This window comes from Rhizobium sp. NZLR11 (assembly GCF_019685115.1).
Lineage (GTDB): Bacteria > Pseudomonadota > Alphaproteobacteria > Rhizobiales > Rhizobiaceae > Rhizobium.
Window position 1 is genome coordinate 153,431 of record NZ_JABDWD010000004.1, and the last position, 25,090, is coordinate 178,520.

At 61.9% G+C, this 25,090-nt stretch carries 19 protein-coding genes, 1 tRNA gene and 1 pseudogene; 10 read left to right on the forward strand and 11 right to left on the reverse strand.

Annotated elements, in window-relative coordinates:
- Positions 1–103: 103 nt before the first annotated feature.
- The 7 genes from HJB83_RS09370 to HJB83_RS09400 form a co-directional block, all read right to left on the reverse strand.
- On the reverse strand, positions 104–1,339 hold the full coding sequence (locus HJB83_RS09370) for a TadE/TadG family type IV pilus assembly protein (protein WP_221131747.1): 1,236 nt from the start codon (positions 1,337–1,339) through the stop codon (positions 104–106).
- 113 nt (positions 1,340–1,452) lie between these two features.
- Positions 1,453–2,331: a transglutaminase family protein gene (locus tag HJB83_RS09375; RefSeq protein ID WP_221131748.1), complete on the reverse strand. Its 879-nt coding sequence runs from the start codon at positions 2,329–2,331 to the stop codon at positions 1,453–1,455.
- Between the two features lie 5 nt (positions 2,332–2,336).
- Positions 2,337–4,754, reverse strand: a complete 2,418-nt coding sequence (locus HJB83_RS09380) for a circularly permuted type 2 ATP-grasp protein (RefSeq protein WP_207581787.1) — start codon at positions 4,752–4,754, stop codon at positions 2,337–2,339.
- A gap of 53 nt (positions 4,755–4,807) precedes the next feature.
- Entirely contained in the window at positions 4,808–8,134 is a 3,327-nt protein-coding gene (locus tag HJB83_RS09385; protein WP_221131749.1) for a DUF2126 domain-containing protein, read from the reverse strand.
- Between the two features lie 207 nt (positions 8,135–8,341).
- Complete coding sequence (locus HJB83_RS09390; RefSeq protein ID WP_221131750.1) at positions 8,342–9,724, reverse strand: sensor histidine kinase; 1,383 nt, start codon at positions 9,722–9,724, stop codon at positions 8,342–8,344.
- Positions 9,721–10,398: a response regulator transcription factor gene (locus HJB83_RS09395; protein WP_221131751.1), complete on the reverse strand. Its 678-nt coding sequence runs from the start codon at positions 10,396–10,398 to the stop codon at positions 9,721–9,723. The genes HJB83_RS09390 and HJB83_RS09395 overlap by 4 nt, the downstream gene beginning before the upstream one ends.
- Positions 10,399–10,594: 196 nt before the next feature.
- On the reverse strand, positions 10,595–12,463 hold the full coding sequence (locus tag HJB83_RS09400) for an adenylate/guanylate cyclase domain-containing protein (RefSeq protein WP_221116630.1): 1,869 nt from the start codon (positions 12,461–12,463) through the stop codon (positions 10,595–10,597).
- 431 nt (positions 12,464–12,894) lie between these two features.
- Here HJB83_RS09400 and HJB83_RS09405 point away from each other — a divergent pair.
- From HJB83_RS09405 to HJB83_RS09435, 7 genes and pseudogenes are all read left to right on the forward strand, one after another.
- Positions 12,895–13,754, forward strand: a pseudogene (locus HJB83_RS09405) (ornithine carbamoyltransferase).
- Positions 13,755–13,929: 175 nt separating this feature from the next.
- Complete coding sequence (locus tag HJB83_RS09410; protein WP_221131752.1) at positions 13,930–14,442, forward strand: GNAT family N-acetyltransferase; 513 nt, start codon at positions 13,930–13,932, stop codon at positions 14,440–14,442.
- 91 nt (positions 14,443–14,533) lie between these two features.
- On the forward strand, positions 14,534–15,580 hold the full coding sequence (locus HJB83_RS09415) for an ABC transporter substrate-binding protein (RefSeq protein ID WP_221131753.1): 1,047 nt from the start codon (positions 14,534–14,536) through the stop codon (positions 15,578–15,580).
- A 286-nt stretch (positions 15,581–15,866) separates the two neighbouring features.
- Positions 15,867–16,811 (forward strand): tripartite tricarboxylate transporter substrate binding protein, encoded by a 945-nt coding sequence (locus HJB83_RS09420; RefSeq protein ID WP_221131754.1) that lies wholly within the window; start codon positions 15,867–15,869, stop codon positions 16,809–16,811.
- The gene (locus HJB83_RS09425) at positions 16,808–17,299 is read left to right on the forward strand and encodes a tripartite tricarboxylate transporter TctB family protein (protein ID WP_221131755.1); all 492 of its coding nucleotides are present in this window, start codon (positions 16,808–16,810) and stop codon (positions 17,297–17,299) included. Before HJB83_RS09420 ends, HJB83_RS09425 begins: the two co-directional genes overlap by 4 nt.
- Positions 17,300–17,388: 89 nt before the next feature.
- The gene (locus HJB83_RS09430; RefSeq protein ID WP_221131756.1) at positions 17,389–18,906 is read left to right on the forward strand and encodes a tripartite tricarboxylate transporter permease; all 1,518 of its coding nucleotides are present in this window, start codon (positions 17,389–17,391) and stop codon (positions 18,904–18,906) included.
- A 172-nt stretch (positions 18,907–19,078) separates the two neighbouring features.
- Entirely contained in the window at positions 19,079–19,249 is a 171-nt protein-coding gene (locus HJB83_RS09435) for a hypothetical protein (RefSeq protein ID WP_221131757.1), read from the forward strand.
- A 167-nt stretch (positions 19,250–19,416) separates the two neighbouring features.
- Here HJB83_RS09435 and HJB83_RS09440 read toward each other — a convergent pair whose 3' ends face one another.
- Positions 19,417–20,508, reverse strand: coding sequence for a DUF475 domain-containing protein (locus HJB83_RS09440; protein ID WP_221131758.1), 1,092 nt, complete (start codon positions 20,506–20,508; stop codon positions 19,417–19,419).
- A 353-nt stretch (positions 20,509–20,861) separates the two neighbouring features.
- Here HJB83_RS09440 and HJB83_RS09445 point away from each other — a divergent pair, with 353 nt between their 5' ends.
- The 3 genes from HJB83_RS09445 (at position 20,862) to HJB83_RS09455 (ending at position 22,416) form a co-directional block, all read left to right on the forward strand.
- On the forward strand, positions 20,862–21,092 hold the full coding sequence (locus HJB83_RS09445) for a hypothetical protein (protein WP_221116432.1): 231 nt from the start codon (positions 20,862–20,864) through the stop codon (positions 21,090–21,092).
- A gap of 61 nt (positions 21,093–21,153) precedes the next feature.
- A complete protein-coding gene (locus HJB83_RS09450; protein ID WP_221116431.1) occupies positions 21,154–21,333 on the forward strand; it encodes a hypothetical protein in 180 nt (59 codons plus the stop codon).
- A 360-nt stretch (positions 21,334–21,693) separates the two neighbouring features.
- Positions 21,694–22,416, forward strand: coding sequence for a hypothetical protein (locus tag HJB83_RS09455; protein WP_207581774.1), 723 nt, complete (start codon positions 21,694–21,696; stop codon positions 22,414–22,416).
- Positions 22,417–22,538: 122 nt separating this feature from the next.
- Here the strand turns inward: HJB83_RS09455 and HJB83_RS09460 are convergent, their stop codons facing one another.
- From HJB83_RS09460 to HJB83_RS09470, 3 genes are all read right to left on the reverse strand, one after another.
- Positions 22,539–23,048, reverse strand: a complete 510-nt coding sequence (locus tag HJB83_RS09460; RefSeq protein ID WP_221131810.1) for a hypothetical protein — start codon at positions 23,046–23,048, stop codon at positions 22,539–22,541.
- Between the two features lie 391 nt (positions 23,049–23,439).
- Positions 23,440–24,483, reverse strand: coding sequence for a porin (locus tag HJB83_RS09465; protein WP_207581773.1), 1,044 nt, complete (start codon positions 24,481–24,483; stop codon positions 23,440–23,442).
- 514 nt (positions 24,484–24,997) lie between these two features.
- A tRNA-Val gene (locus tag HJB83_RS09470) sits at positions 24,998–25,072 on the reverse strand.
- Between the last annotated feature and the right edge of the window lie 18 nt (positions 25,073–25,090).

The following is a 25,090-nucleotide window of genomic DNA, read 5'->3' on the forward strand; positions in this document are numbered from 1 at the left end:
ATTTCAATCGCTTTTCCCGATCAGATGGATGGGATAGCGATAACGAAAAGCCGCCCCGGTTTGTTCCGGAGCGGCTTTTTGGTTCCCGTTTCTCGAGCGTTTATCAGTTCGTCAGACGTGTCATCTGTGCAGAGGCCTTCGCTCCGATCGCCTTGAAGGCGGCAAGCAGATCTTCCATTTTTTCCGCCTGGAAATAATGGGCGTCATCGGAAGCGCAATAATGCAGCAGCGCCTGTCCGCCCGCGGGCGCCATGAAGGCGATCGTGTAAATTTCGATGCCCTTGGATTTCGCGGTGTCGCATGTTGCCTTGGTCAAGGTGTCGTATGAACGGCCGTAGCTGCTGTCGTCGTTGTTGTCGCCATCGGTCATGAAAACGATGTACTTCTTGGGTACTTGCCCGGTCTTGAGCTTGTGAGCTGCGTCCTCGGCGTCATTGCCCGCGGCGTTCTTGGCGGTCAGAGATGTGTAAGCCGTGTTCACTGCGCCGCTTGAATTCGTGCCGCCTCCCGATTGAAGCGCGTTGACATAACTCGTGACAGCGGTGATCCCCCAAGCGAGCTTGCTCGGCGCGTATTGATTGATATCGTAGGATACGGCGCCGGTGCGCACATATTCGGCATTGGGATCAGCGCTGTTGAGCTGGCTAAAGAGACTGCCGGCGGCGATCTTCAGCGCCTCTATCTTGGTGTAGTAATTTGCGCGGCTGCCGGTGCATTTGTCGTAAACCCACTTATTATTCTTGCTGTTGTAGTGGAGGTTGCAGTCGTAGGTGAATGGTTCCGTCGGATCATCCACGTTGACGGTTTCGGTAGGATCTCCCATCGACCCTGATTTATCGAGCGCGAGATACATCGAGAGCGAGCCCTGGGTTTCCGAATGGCCGCCGACGGTCGTGCTTGATGTCGAAAGATGCTGCGTGCTGAAACCGACCGCCTGCATCAGCGGGTTGACGGTGAGGTCGTAACTTGGTGAAACCGTCACCTGATAGGATGTCGATTTGCCCGACGTCGTTGTCTTGATATCGACGCCTGTCGCGCTCTTAATATCGGCGCTGCTCTGCAGGTAATTCGCCATTTGTCCGGCGACGAAATTCCGCGCGAAGGCCTCGGCCTGCGAAGTCTGGATCGTGCCGTTCGCCAGCGCGGTCGCGGTTGCGAGCGCGGCGGAATCGGCGGCCTCCTGCAATTGCTGTTTGGAGAGCAGTATATCTCCCACCTGGATCGCCATGCCGGCTGCACCGAAAAGAACGGGCAGCAGGATCGCCGTCATCATACCGAAATTACCGCCACGGTCGCTGAACATGCGACGCAGGCAGGGATGCAAAAAAGAGGTGCTCATCATGTTCACCCGAAATAGACCCTGTGGGTGACATTAGGCACGCTCCTCCTTTCCGTTGTCCTTACGACGTCAATACAATTTTAACGAATCGGCGGATTCTTCCAGTTTTGGGATTATTTCAGCGGGATCACGTCGACCGCCTGGTCGGCGCGTTGGCCGCCATAGCTTTTCAACACGCCGATGACGGGGACGACGTCGGAATAGTCCCGGCCGTAGGCGACGACGATGTGGTCGGTGCCGGCGGCGATGTTGTTGGTCGGGTCGAGTTCGATCCAGCCGATCGTCTCGCCGCACCAGACCCGCACCCAGGCATGCATGGCATCTGCACCTTCCAGCCGTTCCTTGCCCGGTGGGGGGATGGTGCGCAGGAAACCGGAGACGTAGCCGGCCGGAATGCCGAGGCTCCGGAGCGCCAGGATCATGATGTGGGTGAAATCCTGGCAGACGCCGCGCTTCAGCGTGAATGCTTCGAGCGGCGTCGTGTCCACCGTCGTCGCCTCGGGGTCGTAGGTGAAATTCTTGTTGATGCGGGCACAGAGCGCATGGGCGATCTGCATCGCCGTCAGATCAGGCATGGCACAGCTTCGGGCAAAGTCGCTGATCTCGCGCGCTTGGGTCAGGCGCGGGCTATCGCCGAGGAAATGGTGCGGCGAATCCGGCGCCAGCGACCAGATGCCTGATATCTCCTCCGGCAAGTCGGCGAGCAATGGCGAGAAATCGGCGGCGATCGGCTGGCTTTCCACCTGCACGCGGGCCTGCATGCGAATGTCGAGCGTCTCGTGCGGCGCGCGCAGCATGAAGGAGGTGGCGGGATGATCGAAGAAATCGACGAAATGCGACTGCTCGTCCGGCGTCGGCGAGATGGTGATCGAGCCGGCGACCAGACGTTGCCGGTTGGTCAGTGACAGCGGCATCAGGCGCATGATGTGGCGGGCGCCGGAGGCCGGCACGTCGTAGCTGTAACCCATCCGAAGCGAAAGATCGTAGAGCATTGATGTCACCCGAGATAGGTCTGGGCGAGCAGCTCGGAAAGCTGCTCCAATTCGCGTTCGAGCCGTTGATAGACCTCGACCCCCATGCCCTCCGGCGTCATCACTGCCAGGCCGGAATGGAGCCGCATCGCCTCGCGGTAGAAGGGCGACATCTGGCCGTTGATCAGGGCGTTCGGCAGTTGCTCGACCTCGTGGTGGATCTCGTTCACCTGGAAGAGGACTGAGCGGGGGTTGAGGGGGTCGAGCGCCAAAAGGTCGGTGACGGTCAGCCGCGCCGTGTTGACGTTGTAGCGGCGGCGGTGGGTCATGACGCTGTCGCCGATCTCGAGCAGCATGTCGAGCGCGCCGTCGGGCGCTTCCGGGCCGGACATGTGGCCGAGCAGCCGCGTCATGTGCAGGCCGCGCTCGATATAACGGCCGAGCGAGAGGAAGCGCCAGCCCATGAAGCGGTACATGTTCTCGTGCACCAGGCCGGCGAAGCCCGCAAGCTTGCGCAGAAGGATGGTCATCGCGTGACTGGCGTCATCGCCTGCAGCGACGCTGACATGGAAACGGCGGGCGGTCTTGGCAAGATCGTTGAGGGCGAGCCAGCCATCCGGCGAGAAACGGTCGCGGATGTTGCTGGCGGAATAAACGGCGCTGTCGATGTGGCGTAAAAGCGTTTCCGGCACGGCCTCGGCGGTATCGATATCGACAGCTGTGAGATACTCGGAGACGTCGGCGAGCAGCGGCTGGCTCGGATCGGCAGCCTCGGCATAACGCGCATGCCAGGCGCGCAGGATGCGCAGCGCCCCTTCGGCGCGTTCGATGTAGCGGCCGAGCCAGAACAGATTGTCGGCCGCCCGGCTTGGCAGGCTGCCCGGCATGTTGCGGGTGAAGCTGCCTTCGGCCGGCAGCAGAGTGTGGCGCTCGACCGGCTTGTCGCTGACGATCCAGACGTCGGCGGCCGCCCCGCCTGACTGCATAGCGATCGCCGCGACATCGGCGCCAGAGCCGATGCGGGCAAAACCGCCGGGCATGATCTGCCAGCCGTTCGCGGTGCGGGCGGCGAAGACGCGCAGCGACATCGGCCGCGGCACGAGCTTGCCGTCCACCCAGGCGGGCGTCGTCGAGAGCGTGACGACCTCCTGTCCCACAAGTTTCGGTCCGTCCGAACTCAGCCAGTCGGTGATGGAATCCTTGGCGGCCGCACGCAGTGACGAGCCGAGCACGGATTCGCCGCTGTCGTCGAAGAAGGGGGCGCGGGAATAGGCCGGGCCGATCACCATCTTCTCGATATTCTTTGCGACGTGCTCGCGCTCTTCCTCCTGGCCGCACCACCAGGTGGCGATCGATGGAAGTTGCAGATCCTGCCCCAGTAGACGGTGACAGATGGTCGGCATGAAGGCCAGAAGCGCCCGGGTTTCGAGAACCCCCGTACCGAGCGCATTGACGATGGTGACGCTTTCGGCGCGCAGCGCTTCGACGAGGCCGGGCGTGCCGATATGCGAATTCTGGTTCAGCTCCAGCGGGTCGGCAAAGGCCGAATCGAGACGGCGCCAGAGCACGCCGATCGGCTTCAGGCCGGCGACGGTGCGCACCATGACGCGGCCCTTGACGACGGTGAGGTCCTCGCCCTCGAGCAGCATGAAGCCGAGATAGCGGGCGATGTAGGCGTGCTCGTAATAGGTCTCGTTGGCGGGGCCTGGCGTCAGCACGGCGATGCGGTCGTCGCCCGAATGTTTCATGCCCTGCAGCGCGTCGCGGAAGGCGCCGAAGAAGGAGGCGAGGCGGTGGACCGGGGTTTCGGCGTAGATATCCGAAAAGGCCCGGGTCGTCGCGACGCGGCTTTCCAGCGCGAAACCGGCGCCCGACGGCGCCTGCGTCCGGTCGGCCAGCACCCACCAGTTGCCGTCCGGTCCGCGGCCGATCTCGAAGGCGCAGAAATGCAGATAATGGCCGGAGGCCGGCCGGATGCCGGCGAGCGGGCGTTGGAATTCGGGATTAGCGGCCATCAGCGCCGGCGGCAGCACCCCTTCCTGCACCAGCCGGTTGTCGCCGTAGATATCGGCAACGATCGCCTCGAGCAGGTCGGCGCGCTGGACGAGGCCTGCCGACAGCGTCTGCCATTCGCGCTCGTCGATCAGCACCGGAATATGCGAGATCGGCCAGGCGCGTTCCCCGGTGCCCTTGCTGCCATAGGCACGGTAGAAGACGCCGGCATCCCGGAGATAGCGGTCGGCGCGGGCGAAACGCTCGGCGAGATCCTTTTCCGGCATTGCGCTCAGATGCGACAGGAAATTCTTCCAGACCGGGCGGACAACACCTTTATTGTCGACCATCTCGTCGGCGGTGCCAGGAAGCGGCTCATAGTCGAAGGCCGCATCCTTGCCGATGCGGTCCTCTGCTTCTCCCCTGCGCTCAACTGCCGGCCTCTTACCCATCAAAACCCAAGCCTTAAACCCCCGGCCTTAACCTCAGCCTCAATCCCCCGGCTTCAAATTCCGGCGGGCCGCCTCAGATCCAGCGTTAGCGGGAATTCAAGAGAACCCGTCTCGGCGCGCGGGATATAACCACCCGCCGTATGTCCCCACGGCTCGAAGCGGGCGAGCCGCCTTGCTTCCGCCTCGTTGCCGTTGACCGGGAAGGTGTCATAGGTCCGGCCGCCCGGATGGGCAACATGATAGATGCAGCCGCCGATCGAACGCTTCGACCATGTATCATAAATGTCAAAAGTCAAAGGCGTGTTGATCGGCAAGACGGGATGCAGGCCGGAGGACGGCTGCCACGCCTTGTAACGGACGCCGGCGACCGATACGCCGGAGGTGCCGGTCGGCGTCAGCGGCAGAGTGCGGCCATTGCAGGTGACGGTGTAGCGCGCCGCATTGCTGGTCTCGAGCCGCACTTGAAGGCGCTCGACGGAGCTGTCGACGTAACGGGCAGTGCCGCCCGGCGCACCTTCCTCGCCCATGACGTGCCAGGGTTCAAGCGCCTGGCGCAGCTCCAGTTTGGAGCCTTCGTATTCGACCTCGCCGCAGAAGGGGAAGCGGAATTCGAGCTGAGCCTTGAACCATTCCGAACTGACGTCGAAGCCGTTTTCGCGAAGGTCGGCAAGCACGTCGAGGAAATCGGCCCAGACGAAATGCGGCAGCATGAAACGGTCGTGCAGAGTTGTGCCCCAGCGGACGAATTTGCCATCGACCGGGTTGACCCAGAACCGGGCGATCAGCGCGCGGACCAGCAATTGCTGGGCGAGCGACATGCGGGCGTTCGGCGGCATTTCGAAGCCACGGAACTCGATGAGGCCGAGCCGTCCGGTCGGACCGTCCGGCGAAAACAGCTTGTCGATACAGATCTCGGCGCGGTGGGTGTTGCCGGTAACGTCGGTCAAAAGGTGGCGGAACAGGCGGTCGACGAGCCAGGGCAGCGGCTGCTGGCCGCGGCCGGGTGCAGCGATCTGCGCCATGGCGATCTCCAGCTCGTAGAGGCTGTCGTGACGAGCCTCATCGATGCGCGGCGCCTGGCTGGTCGGGCCGATGAACATGCCGGAGAAGAGGTAGGAGAGCGAGGGGTGCCGCTGCCAGTGCAGGACGACGCTCTTTAAGAGATCGGGACGGCGCAGGAACGGGCTGTTGTTCGGATTGGCGCTGCCGACGACGACATGGTTGCCGCCGCCGGTGCCGGTATGACGGCCGTCGATCATGAACTTGTCGGCGCCAAGCCGGGTGTCACGCGCCTCCTCGTAGATCGCCGTAGTGATATCGACGCAGTCCTTCCAGTTCGAGGCCGGATGAATGTTGACCTCGATGACGCCGGGATCCGGGGCGACGCGGATGACATTGATGCGCTCGTCCTGCGGCGGCGGGTAACCTTCGATGTGGACAGGAAGCTTGAGCTCGGCGGCGGCGTTTTCGGCAGCGGCGATCAGCTCGAGATAATCTTCGATGCGCTCGACCGGCGGCATGAAGACGCAGAGCCTGCCGTCGCGCGGCTCGACCGACATGGCGGTGCGCACGGCCCCGCGGAGTTCACCGAGCGTCTGTTCGATCCGGCCGCGATTGCCCTCGTCGGCATTGAAAGAGGCTTCAGGCATGGCGCGGCCGGCCGGTACAAAGACATCAGGCAGCGGTTCACGTGGGATCGTCGGATCGGCGGGGTGGATATAGGGATAACGCGCCGGGGGAACATAGGGCAGTGTGCCGAGCGGCAGGCGGTAACCGATGGGACTGTCGCCCGGGACGAGAAAGATATTGCCGCGGCGGGTGCGCCATTTCTCGCTGACCCAGACGCGGCTTTCAGCCGCCTTGGCGTTCCATGCTTGAACCGGGAGGATGTAACCCGTGGGGACGGTAAGGCCACGGGCAAACACCCGGGCGATGCGGTTGCGTTCTTCGGGATCCTTCAGCTTCGAATTCGACGGATCGACGTTTTCGGGAAGGCTGCCTTCCTTGATGATCCAGTCGGCTGGATCCTCATAGGCCGGCTGCACCATGTCAGGCTTGATCGCCAGTTCCTTTGCGATCGCCGTCAAAAACTTCTCGGCATCCTCGGCGGTGACGCCGGTATCTTTGCCTTCGACAGCCACCAGATCGAGGTTCTGCCAGACCGGCTTGCCGTCGCGGCGCCAGTAGAGCGAGAAGGTCCAGCGCGGAAGGCTTTCGCCCGGATACCATTTGCCCTGGCCATAATGCAGGAAACCGCCGGGGGCGAAGCGTTCGTGCAGCCGGCGGATCAGGCTGTCGGCCTTTTCGCGCTTGGTCGGGCCGACGGCGGCGGTGTTCCACTCCTCGGACTGGAAATCGTCGATCGAAACGAAGGTCGGTTCGCCGCCCATCGTCAGATGCACGTCCTCGGCTTCGAGGACACGATCGACCTTCTCGCCGAGTTCGTTGAGTTCGTCCCAGCTTTCATCGGAGAAAGGCTTGGTGATGCGCGGGTGTTCGGCGACGCGCGAGACCTTCATGTCGAAGGCGAATTCGGTTTCGGCCTCGCCGAAATAACCGCCCGAGATCGGCGCGGCGTTGCGATAATGCGGCGTGGCGGCAAGCGGGATGTGGCTTTCGCCGGTCAGCAGCCCAGACGTCGGATCAAGGCCGACCCAGCCGGCGCCGGGCAGATAGACCTCCGCCCAGGCATGCAGGTCGGTGAAATCGACTTTGGTGCCGGAGGGGCCGTCGAGTGCTTTCAGGTCCGGCGTCAGCTGGATGAGGTAGCCGGAGACGAAGCGGGCGGCAAGGCCGAGATGGCGAAGGATCTGGACGAGCAGCCAACTGGTGTCGCGGCAGGAGCCCTTGGCGCTTTCAAGCGTCTCCTCCGGCGTCTGCACGCCGGTTTCCATGCGGATGACATAGCCGATCTGCCGCTGCAGGCGGGCATTCAGGCCGACGATCATATCGACCGTCGGCTGGTCGGGCGACCAGTCGAGCGTCGGCAGCATTGCCTTCAGGCGGGGACCGGCCGGTTCCGGCGTCATATAGATCGAGAGATCTTCCTGGATCGTCTCAGGGTACCCGAAGGGCCACTTGGTTGCCTCTTCCTCGACGAAGAAGTCGAAGGGATTGTAGACCGTCATGTCGGCGACGAGATCGACCTCGATCTTGAACTCCGTCACCGGGTCCGAAAAGACGTAGCGGGCGAGGTAATTGCCGTAGGGATCCTGCTGCAGGTTGACGAAATGGTTGGAGGGCGTGACCTTCAGCGAGTGGCTGAGCACCCGTGTCTTCGAATGCGAGGCAGGTTTCAGTCGGATGATCTGTGGGCCGAGGCGGATCGGTTTATCATAAGTGTAATGGGTCAGATGATAGATGCTGGCTTTGATCGACATATTTCTCTTTTATCCGGCGCGCATCGTCGTGCGGCTTGCTGTTCCCGAAATCAGTGTGTGCAATGCAGCGAAAGAAAGCAAGCTGGAAAGGTCACCGGCATAATTCCTTAAATCGGAATCGATTTAATGAATTATGCCGCGATTCAAAATGCTACGGCGTCCTTAGCGCGTCCGAAAGACGCGCGGCGTTGTTGAGGCTGAAGGCTTTTATGCGGCCTTGGCGAAGGTGACGGCCGCCTTTAGGCCCCTGCCATCCGGGCCCGGCTCCAGCGTCAGGTTGGCATTGAAAAGATTGGCGATTTCCTCGACGATCGGCAGGCCGAGGCCGGCGCCCGGCGCACCTGTCTCATTGCCGCGCGAAAACCGCCCGCGCACCGCCTCCAGCTTGTTGCGTGGAATGCCGGGGCCGTTGTCCTCGACTTCGAGGCGGATCGTCTCTGCTGCTGCGATGATGCGGACGGTGACCTCAGCTCCCTTGCCGGCATAGGCGATGGCATTTCCGGCAAGGTTGCGCAGCATTTCGCCGATGAGCAGCGGCTCGGCGCGGATCATCGCCGGGCTTCCGCCCTCGAAACCGAGATCGATGCCGGCGACGGCAGCCGTCGGGATCTGCTCACCGGTAATTTCCTGGGCGATGGCGGCAAGATCGATGGCGGAGGCGGTCAGTGCTTCCTTCGCGGTGGCCGCGTCGATCTTTGCCATCAGGAGAAGCTGGGCGAGGATGCGCTCGGCATGCGCCACCGCCTGATCGCCCTTCAGAGCTGCCGCCTGCGCCTCCCCAAGCGAGCCGGCGCGGGCAGAGAGAGCAAGCTGGGTGCGGATGATCGCCAGCGGCGTGCGCAGCTGATGGCTGGCATTGCCGGTGAAGTGGCGGAGCGCATCGAGGGCCGATTGCAGGCGGACCATGAAGCTATTCACCGTATCGACCAGCGGCTGGACCTCGCTCGGCACCGTCTGCTCGATCGGATGCAGATCATCGGGGCTGCGTTCGCCGATGGCGTCGCCGAGTTTGTAGAGCGGACGCAGGGCCACCGTGACCGAGATCCAGACAATGACGGCGGCACCCGCGATCATGAAGGCGAGGCGGAGTGCCGAGCGAACGAGGATTGCTTGCGCCAGCTGCCGTCGGCCAATGGTGGTTTCGGCGACCGTCACCACGAAGGGCACGGAGCGGATGCCCGTCGAGGCGGAGCGTTCGAGTGTGGCGACGCGGATCGGCTCTCCGCGGAAGCTGTCGTCGGCGAAGGCGGCGGCATTGGCGGGTGTCTTCTTCAGGACCGGCAGCGACTGGTAACCGGTGATAAATTTGCCCGGCGGACCGTCGACGCGGTAGAAGACGCGGTCCTGCGCGGCCGAGGTCAGCATTTCAAGCGCAACATAGGGGATATCGACCTGCAGGGTGCCGTCTTCGGCAACGACGACGCGTTCGGCGATCGCCAGCGCGGAGCCGGCGAGCACACGGTCGGAGACGATGTTCGAGGTCTGGACCGCCTCGCGATAGGTATCGGCGAGCGCCAGCGTGCCGATGACCGCTGTGGACACAAGTAGCCAGAAGAGCAGCCGGCGCCTGAGGGAATAGGCGGCTTTCATGAGGCCTCGGGAAGCTTGTCGAGATAATAGCCGATGCCGCGGGCGGTCTTCACCATCAGGCCGTGCGGTGAGAGACGTTTCCTCAGGCGGCTGACATATTGCTCGATGGCGTTTGCCGAAATGTCGTCGTCGAAGGCCGTCAGCGACTGGATGATCGCCTCCTTGGCGACGACCTTGCCGGCCCGCATGAAAAGAATTTCGAGCAGCCCAAGTTCGCGGGCGGGAATGTCCAGCGGCGTCGCGCCTGCCGAAAAGGCTCGGGAATTGAGATCGAACGAGATGCTGCCAAAACTGACAGTCGCCGAGCGCAGGCCTGCCTGGCGGCGCAGCAATACGCGCACGCGGGCCTCGAATTCGGCGATGTCGAAGGGTTTGATCAGATAATCGTCGGCACCGAGATCGAGACCCTTCACCCGTTCTTCCGGCGTACCGCGTGCGGTCAGGATGAGCACGGCTGCCTGGTTTTGCCGGGCGCGCATGGCGCGCAGCACGTCGAGCCCGTCCATCTCGGGCAGGTTGAGGTCGAGGATCACCAGATCGAAATTTTCAGCGGCGATGACCGCATTGGCGGATGCGCCGTCGTGAACGACATCGACGGCATGGCCCGTGCCGCGCAAGATCGCCGACAGGCCGTCGGCCAGCGCGATATTGTCTTCGGTGAGCAGGATGCGCACGGATCTCCCCCTGTTTTTCAAAGGAGATTACAGAGGTGGGGGAGCGATGTCACAGCGATTTTGGAGCTTACAGCGCCGCGCGCCTGTCAGACGCGCAAAGGACGCTGAAACACTTTCAATCCTCGCATCGTGCTTTCCGAAAATCGATGCTGATTTTCGGGCCGATGCGCCAGTGAACGGCGGGAAGGGCCTGGCTTCAGCTCCCGGTCCTTTCGACCCGTTCGCGCTGCATCATCGCGGCGGCCAGCAGCCTCTGGAAGCGAGGATCGTCGCGGATGTTGTCGAGATCGGAATCATTGTTGAACCATTTGATATGGTAGACGGAGCTGTGAGGCAGCAGCCTTTCAAGGAGATCGATCGCCTGGTCGACATCGCCGAGGACGGAATAGACGCAGGCGAGATTGTACTGCGCGACGATGTCATCAGGATCGATGGCGATCGCGCGCGCAGCCCAGTCGCGTGCCCTCATCGCGTCGCCCATATGGGCAAGCGCCAGCGCGCCGCGATGGGCCGGGCCGGAATTTTCCGGATTGACGTTCAGCGCGCGTTCGGCGCGCAGCAGGCCGAGGCGCGCCCAGTTTTCCGTATCCGACACACGGCCGAGCGAGCGGTAGGCGGACATCAGGTGGATCGGCGAGACGTAGTCGTCAGGGCGGATCGCGGCGGCGCGGGTGAAATATTGAACCGATTCGGCAAAGTTGCCGTGCATGAAGAAGAACCGGGCATAATGGAAATTCGCCTCGAAAAGGTTCGGGTCCAGCGCCAATGCACGTTCGAAGGCCGCCGCCGCCCTCCCGTCAAAGCCGCTCTGATGCAGGGCCAGACCGTGAGAAGCGTGGGCCTCGGGAAGGTCGGGATCAAGCGCAAGCGCGCGGGCGCTCATCTCGAGGATGCGCCTCAGCGGCACGTCATCAGGTGCCCAGTCGCGGATCGCCGCGTCGCAATCGGCGATGCCGGCATAAGCGCGGGCATAATCCGGGTCGAGTTCAACCGCCTTGCAGAACATGCGCCTTGCGAGTTCGAGATAGGATTTGGTCCAGGTATGGGAGAGCTGGCGGCCCCTGAGATAATAGGTATAGGCCTCGACATTGGCGGTCGGCTCATTGGCGATCGCCTTCTTTTCTTCCGGCAGCAGACGCACCTTCAACTGGCCGACGATCGCATGGGTGATCTCGTCCTGGATGGCGAAGATGTCGGTCAGGTCGCGGTCATAACGCTCGGCCCAGAGATGATCGCCATTGGCGGTGTCGATCAATTGGCCGGAAATGCGCACGCGATTGCCGAAGATGCGCACGCTTCCTTCGAGCACGTAGCGCACGCCAAGTTCCTGGGCGAGCCGCTTCACCTTCACCGAGATGCCCTTGTAGGTGAAGATGGTATTGCGCGGCACGACGTGCAGGCTGGAGATCTTGGAGAGATCGGTGATGATGTCTTCGGTGATGCCGTCGGAGAAATAGTCCTGATCGGCGTCGCCGCTCATATTGGTGAAGGGCAGCACTGCGATGAAGCAGGTATTGCGGTTCTGCGCGACCAATTTCGCCGAGGAGGGCGGCGCCAGGGTGACGGTATAGACCTGAACCGGCTGCCGGATGTTCTTCAGCATATGCTCGCCGATGAATTCGAAGCCGAGATTGAGGCGCGAGCCGACCTGATCGCGCACCGAGGCCGACACAGCGATGCCGCCCGGCGCTGCGATACGCTCAAGCCTGGCGGCGAGATTGACGCCATCTCCGAAGATATCGCCGTTCTCGACCACGACGTCGCCAAGATTGATGCCGATGCGGAATTCGACGCGTTCGTCCTTGGGCACGTTCTCGTTGCGGGCCGCCATGCTGCGCTGGATTTCGGCGGCGCAGGCGACCGCGTTTACCACGCTCTGGAATTCGGCAAGGATGCCGTCGCCGGTGAGTTTGACGATCCGGCCCTTGTAGTCTGAAATACGAATGTCGACCAGTTCGCAGCGATGGCGGTTCAGCGCCTGCAACGTGCCGGACTCATCGATGCCCATCAGTCGGCTGTAGCCAACGACATCCGCAGCGAGAATAGCGCTCAGTCGTCGTTCCATGACCCCTCCCATGGATCTTCCCAGTTTAGTCTAGCTTTTTATAGAGTTTTTGTCGCGCAGAGTCGTCCACCGAATAGAAATTCTGGCGGTTTCGACGTTTTAACACGGCTGCGCGACCATATAGCGTCGCCGATCTTCATCAATACTCTGAATGGGTGAGGGATCGCGTTCAGCGCTAATCCTTTGGGATGAAAAGGCGATTCTAATCGACGAAGCGGAGTGATCTGCTTCAGCCGATGCTTTGGCGTCGGTATTATAAAAAGTGGCTGTCGGTCAGTTCGGGGCTTGAGCCGGACGTAGGCGCATGGCCTGGAAGACAATTGCGAGGGGTATCCGCCACGGAATGTGATTCGCGGTTGCTTCCGTGCGTGGTTGCTACGAGGCCGGCGCCCGTTATTGTGACGACGTTTCACGCGCGACGGAGATTTTGGATGACAGGTTCGACCCGGGATTTTCTGGAGTTTCAAGATATTCCGGAGGCCGGACTTCGATCGATTATCGCTCGCGCCGGGGAACTCGCCATAACTTGGGAAGAGCGCACCATGCCGCAGAACCTCGCGGGCAGGCGCGTCGCGCTGATTGCCGACGACGGCGGCTGGCGAAACACGAGTGCCTTCGATCTCGGCATCCAGGCGATGGGCGGTATCTGCGTGCATGTGCCGATCGGCTTCAACGGCCGAGAGGAAGCCGGCGATCTTGCGGGTTATCTCGGCAACTGGTTCGACATGCTGGTGATCCGCACGAAGGAGCTTTCTACGTTGAAGGCGGTGGCGGCAGCCTCGCCGGTGCCTGTCATCAATGCGCGCACGCGCTCCAACCACCCCTGCGAGACGCTCGGCGACCTTGCCTATATCAAGAGCCGGCGCGGCTCGATCGATAGGTTGAAGGTCGTTGGCGTGGCGGCAGACGCGAATATTCTCCGTTCCTGGGCCGAAGCGTCGATCGCATTGCCGATCGACGTGGTGCAGGTCTATCCCGAGCGCTGGCACATCCATGACGTCGCACTGCTCAACGGGCGCTTCCGCATGAGCACCGATATGGGTGAGTTATCAGATACCGACGGCGTCATCACCGATTCATGGCCGGACGAAGCCGCCGCGGAGGTGCTTGCCGGTTACCGGATCGGCACCGATATTCTCGATCGTTTGCCCGGCGACGCGATCTTCCTGCCGTGCCCGCCGGTGACGCGCGGCCAGGAGGTGACTGCCGGGGCGATGGAGCATCCGCTCTGCCTGCCAAGGCCTTTTTGCTGCATGCGCAAAATGCTCTGATGGAATGGGTCGCCGCCTAGAACAGGATGATTTTAGGCCCGCTTGGCCTAAAGTCTGAATCCTGTTCTAAGTTCAATAGTTAGAGCACGACGTCCGCCGAAAACCGGACACACTTTTCGGCATCGTGCTCTAGTTCGATCTCCACGGCGCAGCTTGTTCATGATAAAAGCGATGAGGCATCGGGAGGTTTGGCAAATGGCGGAACTGACGGTCGAGTTCGCTCAGAGCCAGGCGGAAATGACCGCCGTGCAGGATCTCTGCCGATCGTTCCGGCAATGGCTCTATGACAATTACCCGCGGCATCGACCAGTCATCGATGCCTATTACAATCCGCAGAAATTCGAGGCGCTGCTCGTCGACCTGCCGCAGATTCACAAAAGGCCGAAGGGTGCTATCCTCTTGGCGCGGCTCGATGGAGAGCCTGTCGGCTGTGTCATGCATCACGAGCAAGGGCCAGGCATTGCAGAGATGAAAAGACTTTTCGTCTCGGCGGCGGCACGCGGCCGCGGCATCGCCGCAGCGCTCTGCGAGGCATCGATGGCCCGGGCAAAGGATGACGGCTACCACTCGATGCGGCTCGATACCGGCATTCTGCAGACGGCGGCGCAGGGGCTCTATCGCCGTCTCGGTTTCCGCGAACGGGATGCATATTATCCGGTCCCGCCAGCGCTTGAGCAGATCCTGCTGTTCTTCGAGCGCGAACTCTGACCCGCAAACGGGCGCCATCGACTGTCTGACCAGCGCCCTTGCTCCCCCCGGCATGCTCAGGCATTGTTGGGGCATGAGGAGAGTTTTCATCTTGCTGCTGGCGTGTTGGCCGGGCTTTGCGCTGGCCGATCAGGCCTTCTATCCGGCGAAGTCGGGCAGCGCCGATGCGCCGGTGCTGACGGTTTATTCCTCGCTCGACGAGCCGTTGGCGCAGCCGATGATCGGGGGTTTCCAGGAGGCCAATCCCGACGTTGCGGTCAGGTATGAGGACATGCTGACCGGCGACATCTACGACCGGATCGTCAGGGAGACAGATGCCGGCAAGAAGACAGCGGACTTTGCCTTTTCCTCGGCGATGGATCTGCAGGTGAAGCTCTCCAACGACGGATATGCGCAAGTCAGCAATCTGCCGATGAGTGCCGCCTGGCCGAAATGGGCGAACTGGCGCAACACCGCCTATGCGCTGACCTTCGAGCCGGCGGTGTTCGTCTATCACAAGCCGAGTTTTGCGCACGAGCCGGTGCCGAGCTCGCGGGCGGAATTCGTCGACTACTTGAACCGCAAGGGCAACGACGTCCATGGGCGGATCGGTACCTACGATATCGAGCGCTCCGGCGTCGGTTTTCTGTTCATGGCGCGCGACCAGGAGCAGTTCGGCGACATCTGGTCGGTCATCGGAGCGATGGGGGCTGCCGGCGTCAAGCTCTATTCAACGAGTTCGGCAATCCTCGAACGTGTGGCCGACGGGCGCTTCGTGCTCGGCTACAATATTCTCGGCTCCTATGCGGCCGACTGGGCCTCGCGCTATCCGGATGTCGGCATCGTGCTGCCGAAGGACTATACCGTGGTGATGTCGCGGATCGGGCTGGTGCCGCAGGCGGCCGCCGAGCCGGAGCTCGGCCGGCGCTATCTCACCTTCTTCATGTCGAGGGAGGGGCAGACGATCATGGCGCGCGAACTGCAGATCCCGGCGGTCAGCCCCGAGGTGGCGGGGGAAAATACCGCCAATACGCTGCAGGAACTGCTCGGCGCCCAACTTCGACCGGTGCCGGTCAGTCCCGGACTGATGGTCTATCTCGACCAAGTCAAACGGGCGCGGTTGATCGCGCACTGGAACGAGGTTTTGCGGGCGCAGTGACGAGCCTCACGTTTCGGCCGGTCCATATGGGACCCCGGGATTTAGACCCGCGTCTGGCAATTACGGCAAAAAAGTGTCCTCTTCGCCCAGTTTATCTCGCGGGTGTCAGCTAAATGACAGCTTGTTGTGGTGGCTTTGGCTACTTCTTCTCCGTGGAGGCGGAGAGCTGAAGCTTTGGGAGGTATTCTGCTCGTCATCAGGACACTTGCGTCCGCTGGCCGGCCATTCCTCCCGATTCCCTGGAGAATAACAGGCGGTTCGCTCAGCCGCCGACGGAGGAAACATCGTGAAGCATACGTTCATTGCAACCCTTTTTGCCGCGACCATAGCGCTGCCGGCCTATGCGGCCGACTACACCATCATCGCACCGGCGGCTCCCGGCGGCGGCTGGGACCAAACGGCGCGTTCGCTGCAGACCGCGTTGCAGCAGGAGAAGATCTCCGGCAACGTGCAGGTCCAGAACGTTCCCGGCGCCGGCGGCACCATCGGCCTTGCGCAGTTCAGCAGCCAGGCTGCCGGCAATCCGAATTCGCTGATCGTCGGCGGCTATGTCATGGTCGGCGCGATTCTCACCAACAAGTCGCCGGTGACGCTCAAGGACGTTACGCCGATCGCCCGGCTGACCGGTGAATATGAAGCCGTCGTCGTTCCTGCTGCGTCCGACATCAAGACCATGGCCGATCTGGTTGCGGCGCTGAAGAAGGATCCGGGCGCGGTTTCCTGGGGCGGCGGTTCAGCCGGCGGTACCGACCACATCGCCGTCGGCCTGATCGCCAAGGCCTCCGGCGTCGATCCGACGAAGATCAACTACGTCGCCTTCTCCGGCGGCGGCGAAGCGCTCGCCGCCATTCTCGGCGGCCAGGTCACGGCCGGCGTCTCGAGCTACAGCGAGTTAGAATCGCAGGTGAAATCCGGCACGCTGCGTCTTCTCGCCGTATCGAGCGACAAGCGCATCGACGGCGTCGATGCGCCGACGCTGAAGGAAGCCGGCACCGACGTCGTCATCCAGAACTGGCGCATGGTTGCCGCAGCCCCCGGCCTGTCGGCAGAGCAGGTGGCAAGTGTCACCGCCGATTTCGAGAAGCTGCATAGCTCCGCCACCTGGCAGGAAACTCTGAAGACCAAGGGCTGGGCCGACACCTATCTGTCCGGCGACGCCTTCAAGGCGCAGCTCGAGAAGGACGTCTCCGCCACCGAAGGCATTCTCAAAGATATCGGGCTTGTTCAATGAGCGAGGATAACACCTCCTCGGCAACGACACGCCGCCCTGATTGGGCGGCGTTCATCATTGCCGTTTTCCTCTTCGTCGTCGCCGGCGTGATGGCCTGGGACGCCTCGCATCTGAAAACGATCGCGCAATACGACCGCATCGGTCCGGCGACAGTGCCTGAAGTGGTGGCGTTCGGCCTCTTCTGTCTCGGGATCTGGACCGTCGCCGAAGCCTGGCGCGGCGAGTTTCCGGAGCGCGAGCGGCAGGAGGTGGCGCCGGTCATCTGGATCGTCGCCGGTCTGGCCGGCCAAATGCTGCTTCTGCGGGTCGCCGGCTTCTCGATTGCGACCGGCATCCTCTTCGCGCTGACGGCACGCGGCTTCGGCAAACGCAAGCTGTGGATCTCGCTGCCGTTTGGCATCGTCCTCAGCTTCGTCGTCTGGGCGATCTTCTCGCAGATGCTGCAGCTGACGCTGCCGGCCGGGCCGCTCGAGCATCTGTTCTTCTGACCGCGCGGGACGCGCTGTCGGCTGTTTTGATTTTGCGCGGCGCCTGACCTCGAAATCGCATGGTCGGGAACGCCGCTTGGGACACCAAGATGAACACATTCGAATTCCTATGGCAGGGTATCCTGGTTGCGATGCAGCCGATGAACCTGGTTTATGCGTTGGTCGGCGTGACGCTCGGCACCGCCGTCGGCGTGCTTCCCGGCATCGGCCCGGCACTCACCGTGGCGCTGCTATTGCCCGTCACCTACAAGCTCGATCCCGGCGGCTCGCTGATCATGTTCGCCGGCATTTATTACGGCGGCATGTATGGCGGTTCGACCACCTCGATCCTGCTCAACACGCCGGGTGAAAGCGCCTCGATCGTCACCGCGCTCGAGGGCAACAAGATGGCGCGTGCCGGGCGCGGCGGGCCGGCGCTGGCGACGGCAGCGATCGGCTCCTTCGTCGCTGGTCTGATTGCCACGCTCGGGCTTGCCTTCATCGCTCCCTATATCGTCAAGCTGGCGCTGGTCTTCGGGCCGCGCGAATATTTCGCGCTCATGGTGCTTGCCTTCGTCACCGTCTCCTCGGCCTTCGGCGATTCGGCATTGAGAGGGCTGACGTCGCTGTTCATCGGGTTTGCGCTCGCCATGGTCGGCATCGACCAGCAGACGGGACAGGCGCGGCTTTCCTTCGGCATTCCCGACCTGCTCGACGGTGTCGAGGTGACGACGCTGGCAGTGGCGATGTTTGCGATCGGCGAGACGCTTTATATCGCCGCGCAGGGCAACCGGATCGCGGAGAAGGTCGAGGCGGTCAAGGGTTCGCTGTGGATGACGGCTGAGGACTGGGCGCGATCATGGAAGCCCTGGTTGCGCGGCACCTTGATCGGCTTTCCGATCGGCGCGATGCCGGCGGGCGGCGCCGAAATCGGCACCTTCCTGTCCTACGCGACCGAAAAGCGGCTGGCGAAGAACCCAGAGGAGTTCGGCCATGGCGCGATCGAGGGCGTGGCCGGTCCTGAGGCGGCAAACAACGCGTCGGCCGCCGGCACGCTGGTGCCGCTTCTGACACTCGGCTTGCCGACGACGGCGACGGCAGCAATCATGCTGGCCGGCTTCCAGCAATACGGCTTGCAGCCGGGGCCGCTGCTGTTTGCCACCAATCCGCAGCTCGTCTGGGGCCTGATCGCCAGTCTGCTCATCGCCAATGCAATGCTGCTGGTGCTGAACCTGCCGATGATCGGGCTCTGGGTAAAGCTGCTGACGATCCCGAAGCCGTGGCTCTATGCGGGCATCCTACTGTTTGCAACGCTCGGGACGATCGGCGCCAACCCGTCGGTGTTCGAGCTTAGCATGCTGCTCGCCTTCGGCGTGCTCGGCTATCTCATGCGGCTCTTCGGCTATCCGATCGCGCCTGCGGTCGTCGGCCTGATCCTTGGGCCTCTGGCCGAGCAGCAACTGCGCCGGGCGCTGGCGATCAGCCAGGGCGACGTCACGACGCTGGTGATGTCGCCGATCGCGGCGGGCCTGCTTATCGTGGCAGCGGCGGCCTTTCTCATCCCGCTGATTCTGCGGCTTCGCGGCCGCGGCCAGGTGCTGGCGCAGCTGGCGGCAAACGAAGACTAGAACAAAGAAGGCTAGAAGAAAAAGACGACATTACCCCCTCCCTCGAGGCCGGCCATGGAAATGTGTGCCGGCCTCCTGTTTCTGCATGGCTGAGGTGATTTTCTGAGCATTGTTGCAGCGGGTGCGGGTGCCCACCTATAACTGGTCAATCATAGAGCGAGAAGAAAAGACAATGTCCGCTATCCGTAATTCAGTCCATACCGGTTTCCTTGGCCGCGCATTTGCTGCGCTCGGTGCCGCAAACGCCGTCAGCGCCGCTGTTGAAGCCGGCCGCCGCCCGCGTGCCCGCGATCTGAGGGAACTCGGCATCGACCCGGTCTCCTTTGGTCAGGTCATCCGCTAAGACCTTCAAGGCATGAATGCATGAAATAGCCCGCAACCGGTTGGTCGCGGGCTTTATTTTTGTCCAATGGGGATGCCGCAACGCTGGGCGTCGCGGCTTTGGTCTTGTTTATGCATGTCGTCATCCCGGAACCGCTGCACACTTCCGGGCGACGTGCATTGTAATCGTCAGGCGTGAAGCTCGTCTTGCTTGGCGGTGTGATCCTCTATCCGCTCGCGCTTGTTGTGGCGGATGGACGACCAGAGCGACAGGCCGATGAGGGCTGCGCCGCCGAGACCGGTGATCACCTCGGGGATGTGCACCAGGGTCTGCGTATACATGATCACCGCGAGGATCAGGATGGCGTAGAAGGCGCCATGTTCGAGATAGCGGTATTCGGCAAGCGTTCCCTTCTCCACCAGCATGATCGTCATCGAACGCACGTACATGGCGCCGATGCCGAGGCCGATCGCAATGACGAAGAGGTTCTGCGTCAAAGCGAAGGCGCCGATAACGCCGTCGAAGGAGAAACTGGCATCCAGCACCTCCAGATAGATGAAGGCGCCGAGGCCGCCCTTGGCGGCAGCGCTCATCGTCTGCTGCGAGGCATCGAGCAGCCCGCCGACCACTTCGACCGCGAGGAAGGTGAGCAGGCCGTAGATGGCGCAATGGACGAAGACGGTGGCTTCCTCGCCGCCGATCAGCCAGGAGAAAACGAGCATCAGCGTCAGCACGAAAGCGATCTCGATGCCCTTGATGGTGGCCGAGCGGGCCATCATCCTTTCAAGGCTCGGAAGCCAGTGGATCTCCTTCTTGTGGTCGAAGAAGTAGTTGAGGCCGACCATCATCAGGAAGGTACCGCCGAAGGCTGCGATCGGCAGATGCGCGTCATTCATGATGCGGGCATATTCGGCAGGTTCGCGGGCGGCTAGCACCAGAGCATCCCAAGGGCCGATCTGTGCGGCGATCGCGACGATTGCCAGCGGGAAGACGATGCGCATGCCGAAGACGGCAATGATGATGCCCCAGGTCAGGAAGCGCTGCTGCCAGACCGGCGTCATCTCCTTCAGCTTATTGGCATTGACGATGGCATTGTCGAAGGACAGCGAGATCTCCAGCACCGCAAGCACCGTGCAGATGAAGAAGACGGTCGCCATGCCGCCGATCGTGCCGGTCGTCTGCCAGCCGAGCACGGCGCCGAGAACGAGGCCGAGGGCAGTGACGATGAAGGCCCAGCGGAAATAGCTGAGCGAGGATTTGTGGGTTACGGACTGGATCATCGCCGCACCTCGCGGCCGCAAATCCTGTTGGAAGGGGTGGCTATGTTGGAAAGAGGAGGCATGCCACCACGGGCATGCGGGTCAGGCATGGTGAGCTTGTTCATCGATGAAAAATCCGCCGGCTAAGCTGCAGGCGATACCGACATCACGAGAGCGCCGTTAAAAACTCTCGCCAGAGGGGCCCGGCACCAAAGTTCCCCGTCAGCCGATGTCTGGAAGGCTGCGGGATAGGCCCTAGGTAATGAACTTCCCCGGCCTGTCAAGGCCGGTGGCCGCATGGAGATCAGGTGTTTTTTTGGAACCATCCCGGTGCCCGACCGTTAGCCACTGGTTGAGCTTAAAAGAGGAGGCCGATGATGCACACTTCGACCCATGTCCCCGACAAACGCGCAGAGGCTGCCGACCGCATGAAGCGGGCAAAGCCAAATCGCATGCAGAAGGCGCAGGTGCTGCCGCCGCATCAGGTCGACCTGACACTGACACCCGGCGTCTATCACGACATTCACGTGCCGGCCCACGTTACCGGTGCAGATCTTTCCAAGGGTGGTCCCGACATCAAGAGCAATGCAGAGACCAAGAAATAACCAGCATTCCGGAAGGCTCTTTTGCGCACTGACGGCAGATTTGAAACAGGGTGAGAACAATATGACGATCAACTTTGTGCCCCGCGAGATCTTCATCCGGCACGAGAATGAATGGCAGGCCGTACGCGAGGCGGCGGACGAGCGCATCAATATCGGCAAACGGGAAAAGCCGCTGGCCGCGTCCGTCGGTGGCACGACACCGGTTGCAAAAAACGATCCTGCAGCCGCACCCTCCGAATGAGCAACAGACAATCACGCAGATACAGGCGCCCGGTATGATGCCGGGCGTCTCGTTTTCGACTGGTCCTCATCCCGATCGACATGCCGTGCGGAATTGGAGCCGAGCCGTTGTTTGAGCTTTCAGAAGGCGAAGAGCACGCAGGCGGCGGCCAGCGTCGTGAGAAGGCAGTCGGCCGATACGGGATTTGTTCGGCTTTTTCCCCTCAGGCGTTTCGATTCCCCCACCGGCTTCTCCGATGCCGGCCGGTGCCTACATGTCATTTGAGGTAAAGATCGGCGAACAAGACATCATCCTGTCGCCGCGCCAACCTTTCAGAAAGGATTGGGCGGCGATAATCCCTGCCTCACGGGAATCGGACAGATGGCCAGGACAGCGACACGCGGCCGCCGCAAGGCGCCGGCGAGAGGAAAGAGCAAAGCGAGCAGCAGTGGCGGATTGCTGCCCTGGGCAGTGATCGGCATCGCCGCGATCGGCGGCATTGTCGCCCACGACCATTGGAAGAGCATTCAGCCGATGTTTGCAGGGCAATCGGCGTCGATGACGCGGGAAACGGCGGAGCCGAGACCTGCCGTCAGGAAGGACGTGTCGCCGAAGCAGGTGGCGCTTGCCACACCCTTGCCGAAAGCCGTACCGCCGGCGCCGCAATCGCAGCTGCTGCCGCCGGCGACGATCCCGACGCCGGTCATCCAGCCGGTCAAGGCGGTGCCGTCCCCGCTTACCCCTGCCAATCCGGAAACCGGGACGGTCGCGTTCGGTTATTGCGGGCAGGGCGCCCATATCAATTGCGTCGGCGATGGCGGCGTCTTCTGGTACAAGGGCGAGAAGATCGTGATCGCCGATATGGCAAGCCCTGTCGTCGACCAGGCGCGCTGCGATGGCGAACGCAGGGTCGCCTTTGCCGCCAAGTCGCGGCTGCTGGCGCTTCTGAACGCCGGTCCCTTCACCATGAATGCCGCGGGCAAAGCCGAGCCCTCAGGCGCGCCGCGCGTCGTCTCGCGCGACGGGCGCTCTTTCGGCGCGCAGCTGATCAATGAAGGGCTGGCGCGCAAGCCGGGCGCTGCCGGCGGCGCCTGGTGTGCCTGACGGCCAGAGCATTTCCGTTTTTCTTCGAATCACGGAATGCTGTGCCTCTTTGTTTTCACGCAATCTCGGGTTTTCACTCAATCCCGGACGTAAAATCGCCGCGCACTTTTGCTGGAACTGCTCTACTTTCCCTTTCTCACCAGTTTGCCGCCGGTGCGGAAGCTGCCGGCAAACGAGGAATCCTTGCTTTCGGCAGTGCATTCGATCGCGATCGGCTTGCCAGCATAGGGATTGCCGAAAGTGCAGAAGCCGGCGACCTTGACCTCCCCGGTCATCTTGTTGCCGACACCCGTGGTGACGAGGCTGAGCGGCAGGCGGGCATTACCGTTGGAAGCGGGCTTGATGCCGCTACCGTCGCCCTGGAACCCAAGCGCCTTGCCATCCGACGTGAAGATGAAGGTCACCACCCCATTGGCGAGGGTGACGCTGGCAAGTTCGTTCTTGCAGCCCTTGGTGGCATCGAACTTGGCGACAACAAGCTTGGCGCATTTGCCGGACAGCGTAATGACCCCCGGAGCCCCTGGAAACGTCTCTACAGGAGCTTGCGCGGCAGAAGCCGGCAGGGCCAGGGCGACGGAAAAAATGGCAGCGGCAACAAACGCGGATAACTTCATTTCGATCTCAAACCCCATGTCCTGGCGAGGCGAATCACACCTCTCAGCCTCGATTCGCCATGGCATGGCTCTGTGTCCGAATTTGGTTCCATTGTCCCCCCGCGGCACAAAGATACCATGGCCGCCGGGCCTGCCGGCGATCGATTGCAAGGTCAAGCAATGGGATTGGCGGCCGGACATCGAAAAAGGACCGATGTGACGCGACGATGGCAAGGCGCTCATCGAGCGCCTGCCGTCTTGGACGCACTTCTGGTCAAGGGGAATGGGCCCAGGCAGGGAAATCCAGGCCCATTCTTTCCCGATCGGAGGTCAGTCAGATCAGGAATTTGTAGCTGCCGGTTTACAGTGCCCCGCGTCTTTTAAGACGCACAGAGGACGCTGCAGCACTTTGAAGTGCTGCAGCCTTTTATTAGAACGCGCGCTGCAGGCGGAAGTAGCCCGAGGTCACGTCTTCAGCATTGTCCGGATCGAGGTACTGAACCGAAACCTTTGCCGAGAGGTTTTCAACGATCTGGTAGTCGATCGTTACGCCGGCCTTCCAGGCGCTGACGTCGTCGTTGAACTCGCCAGCAGTGACACCGTAGTTGTCGTAGTACTGAACAGCCGGGGTAATCTTCAGCTTGTCAGTCGCCTTGATGGCGTATTCGGCCGCGATCGCCCATTCAGCCTTGTTGTAATAGGCGTTCGGGTTCGTTGCGTAGACAACTGCGAGGCCGAGCGTGCCCGGACCGACAGCAACCGTACCCATAGCGCGGACGGCGCCTTCTTCGTTGTCGGTGTCGTAACCGGCAGTGATCTGGTAGCTGAATGCACCAGCCTTGCCGCCGAGACCGACTGCAACGCCGACGTTGTTGGCGGTTTCGCCATCATAGAACGGGCTGTCTTCCAGCTCGTCGACGCTGATGCCAGCGTAGAAAGCGTCGGTTTCGTACTGATAACGGATGGAGTTATGCAGCGTGACCGGCGAACCGATGTCGTCGGTTTCGCCTGAGAGGCCGTCATCCCACCAGCTGTAGAACAGACCGGCGCGGAAGCCGGCGATGTCGATATAAGCGGAGTCGAGCTGAGCCTTCTGAGCGGTTGCGTTGTCAGCATTGAACTGCATGACGATGACGCCGGTCAGCGGACCGTATTCGGTGTCGCTCTTGGCGGTGAACTGAACCTGGCCGCGCGTACGGGCGTCCCAATCCGAGTCGTTGGCGACGGAACCGCCGCCGCCGGCGCCGATCGAGCTGGCGTGCGGAGCAACGTCAACCTGGAAACGGATGTAGCCGTTGATCTTGAGGCAGGTTTCGGTGCCCGGGATGTAGAAGTAGCCGGTGCCGTAAGCGTCGCAGACGCGGACATATTCAACCGGTTCCGGTTCGGCAGCAACGATAGCGTCGGCAGCCTGAGCGCCGGATACTGCTGCAAGTGCAGCAGCGGAGCCGAGAAGAAGGCTCTTAATGTTCATGGAATAACCTCCAGTTCAGATGCAAGAGGATGAAGACCGTTGCCATCGGCAGTCCCTACGTATCTTCATCCCGTGTGACCGAAGCGGCACCCTTTAGCTTGGCGCCTGCCTCGCCGCGGAAATTACATAGGCGATGCTGCGCCGCAACGAGATTGTCGATCATGACAGTAGGCTCGGTCAGCTATGTTGCTGAAATAACACGCGTTTTGTCACAAACCCGTCACCTCTCCGTCACAAAACCGGACTTCCGGATGCTCGAGCAACGAGGGGCTGAATCCCAGCGAGTGATGTGCAATTGATGATCGTGTGAGCACGCCCTCATATGCGGCGCGTCATGACTGCCATCTGCACGGACCAGCCAAGGCCGACAACATGGTTTGCCGGGACAGGCCATGTCGATGTCGCCTCGAGAAGCGGCGAAGGTCCGGCATCGGCAAAAATAAATGGGATGGAGACCGAGAAAATTCACCAAACAGCGGCTTGGCGAAATCCCTTGTGGGGCAAGGGGATCGGATGGTGGGCGTGACAGGGATTGAACCTGTGACCCCTACGATGTCAACGTAGTGCTCTCCCGCTGAGCTACACGCCCATCCGATGGCGGCGGATA

Bases quoted from the DNA above. Each gene is read 5' to 3' on its own strand.
- HJB83_RS09370 (WP_221131747.1), bottom strand. From the start codon at position 1,339: ATGAGCACCTCTTTTTTGCATCCCTGCCTGCGTCGCATGTTCAGCGAC.
- HJB83_RS09375 (WP_221131748.1), bottom strand. From the start codon at position 2,331: ATGCTCTACGATCTTTCGCTTCGGATGGGTTACAGCTACGACGTGCCG.
- HJB83_RS09380 (WP_207581787.1), bottom strand. From the start codon at position 4,754: ATGGGTAAGAGGCCGGCAGTTGAGCGCAGGGGAGAAGCAGAGGACCGC.
- HJB83_RS09385 (WP_221131749.1), bottom strand. From the start codon at position 8,134: ATGTCGATCAAAGCCAGCATCTATCATCTGACCCATTACACTTATGAT.
- HJB83_RS09390 (WP_221131750.1), bottom strand. From the start codon at position 9,724: ATGAAAGCCGCCTATTCCCTCAGGCGCCGGCTGCTCTTCTGGCTACTT.
- HJB83_RS09400 (WP_221116630.1), bottom strand. From the start codon at position 12,463: ATGGAACGACGACTGAGCGCTATTCTCGCTGCGGATGTCGTTGGCTAC.
- HJB83_RS09410 (WP_221131752.1), top strand. From the start codon at position 13,930: ATGGCGGAACTGACGGTCGAGTTCGCTCAGAGCCAGGCGGAAATGACC.
- HJB83_RS09425 (WP_221131755.1), top strand. From the start codon at position 16,808: ATGAGCGAGGATAACACCTCCTCGGCAACGACACGCCGCCCTGATTGG.
- HJB83_RS09430 (WP_221131756.1), top strand. From the start codon at position 17,389: ATGAACACATTCGAATTCCTATGGCAGGGTATCCTGGTTGCGATGCAG.
- HJB83_RS09435 (WP_221131757.1), top strand. From the start codon at position 19,079: ATGTCCGCTATCCGTAATTCAGTCCATACCGGTTTCCTTGGCCGCGCA.
- HJB83_RS09440 (WP_221131758.1), bottom strand. From the start codon at position 20,508: ATGATCCAGTCCGTAACCCACAAATCCTCGCTCAGCTATTTCCGCTGG.
- HJB83_RS09445 (WP_221116432.1), top strand. From the start codon at position 20,862: ATGATGCACACTTCGACCCATGTCCCCGACAAACGCGCAGAGGCTGCC.
- HJB83_RS09450 (WP_221116431.1), top strand. From the start codon at position 21,154: ATGACGATCAACTTTGTGCCCCGCGAGATCTTCATCCGGCACGAGAAT.
- HJB83_RS09455 (WP_207581774.1), top strand. From the start codon at position 21,694: ATGGCCAGGACAGCGACACGCGGCCGCCGCAAGGCGCCGGCGAGAGGA.
- HJB83_RS09460 (WP_221131810.1), bottom strand. From the start codon at position 23,048: ATGGGGTTTGAGATCGAAATGAAGTTATCCGCGTTTGTTGCCGCTGCC.
- HJB83_RS09465 (WP_207581773.1), bottom strand. From the start codon at position 24,483: ATGAACATTAAGAGCCTTCTTCTCGGCTCCGCTGCTGCACTTGCAGCA.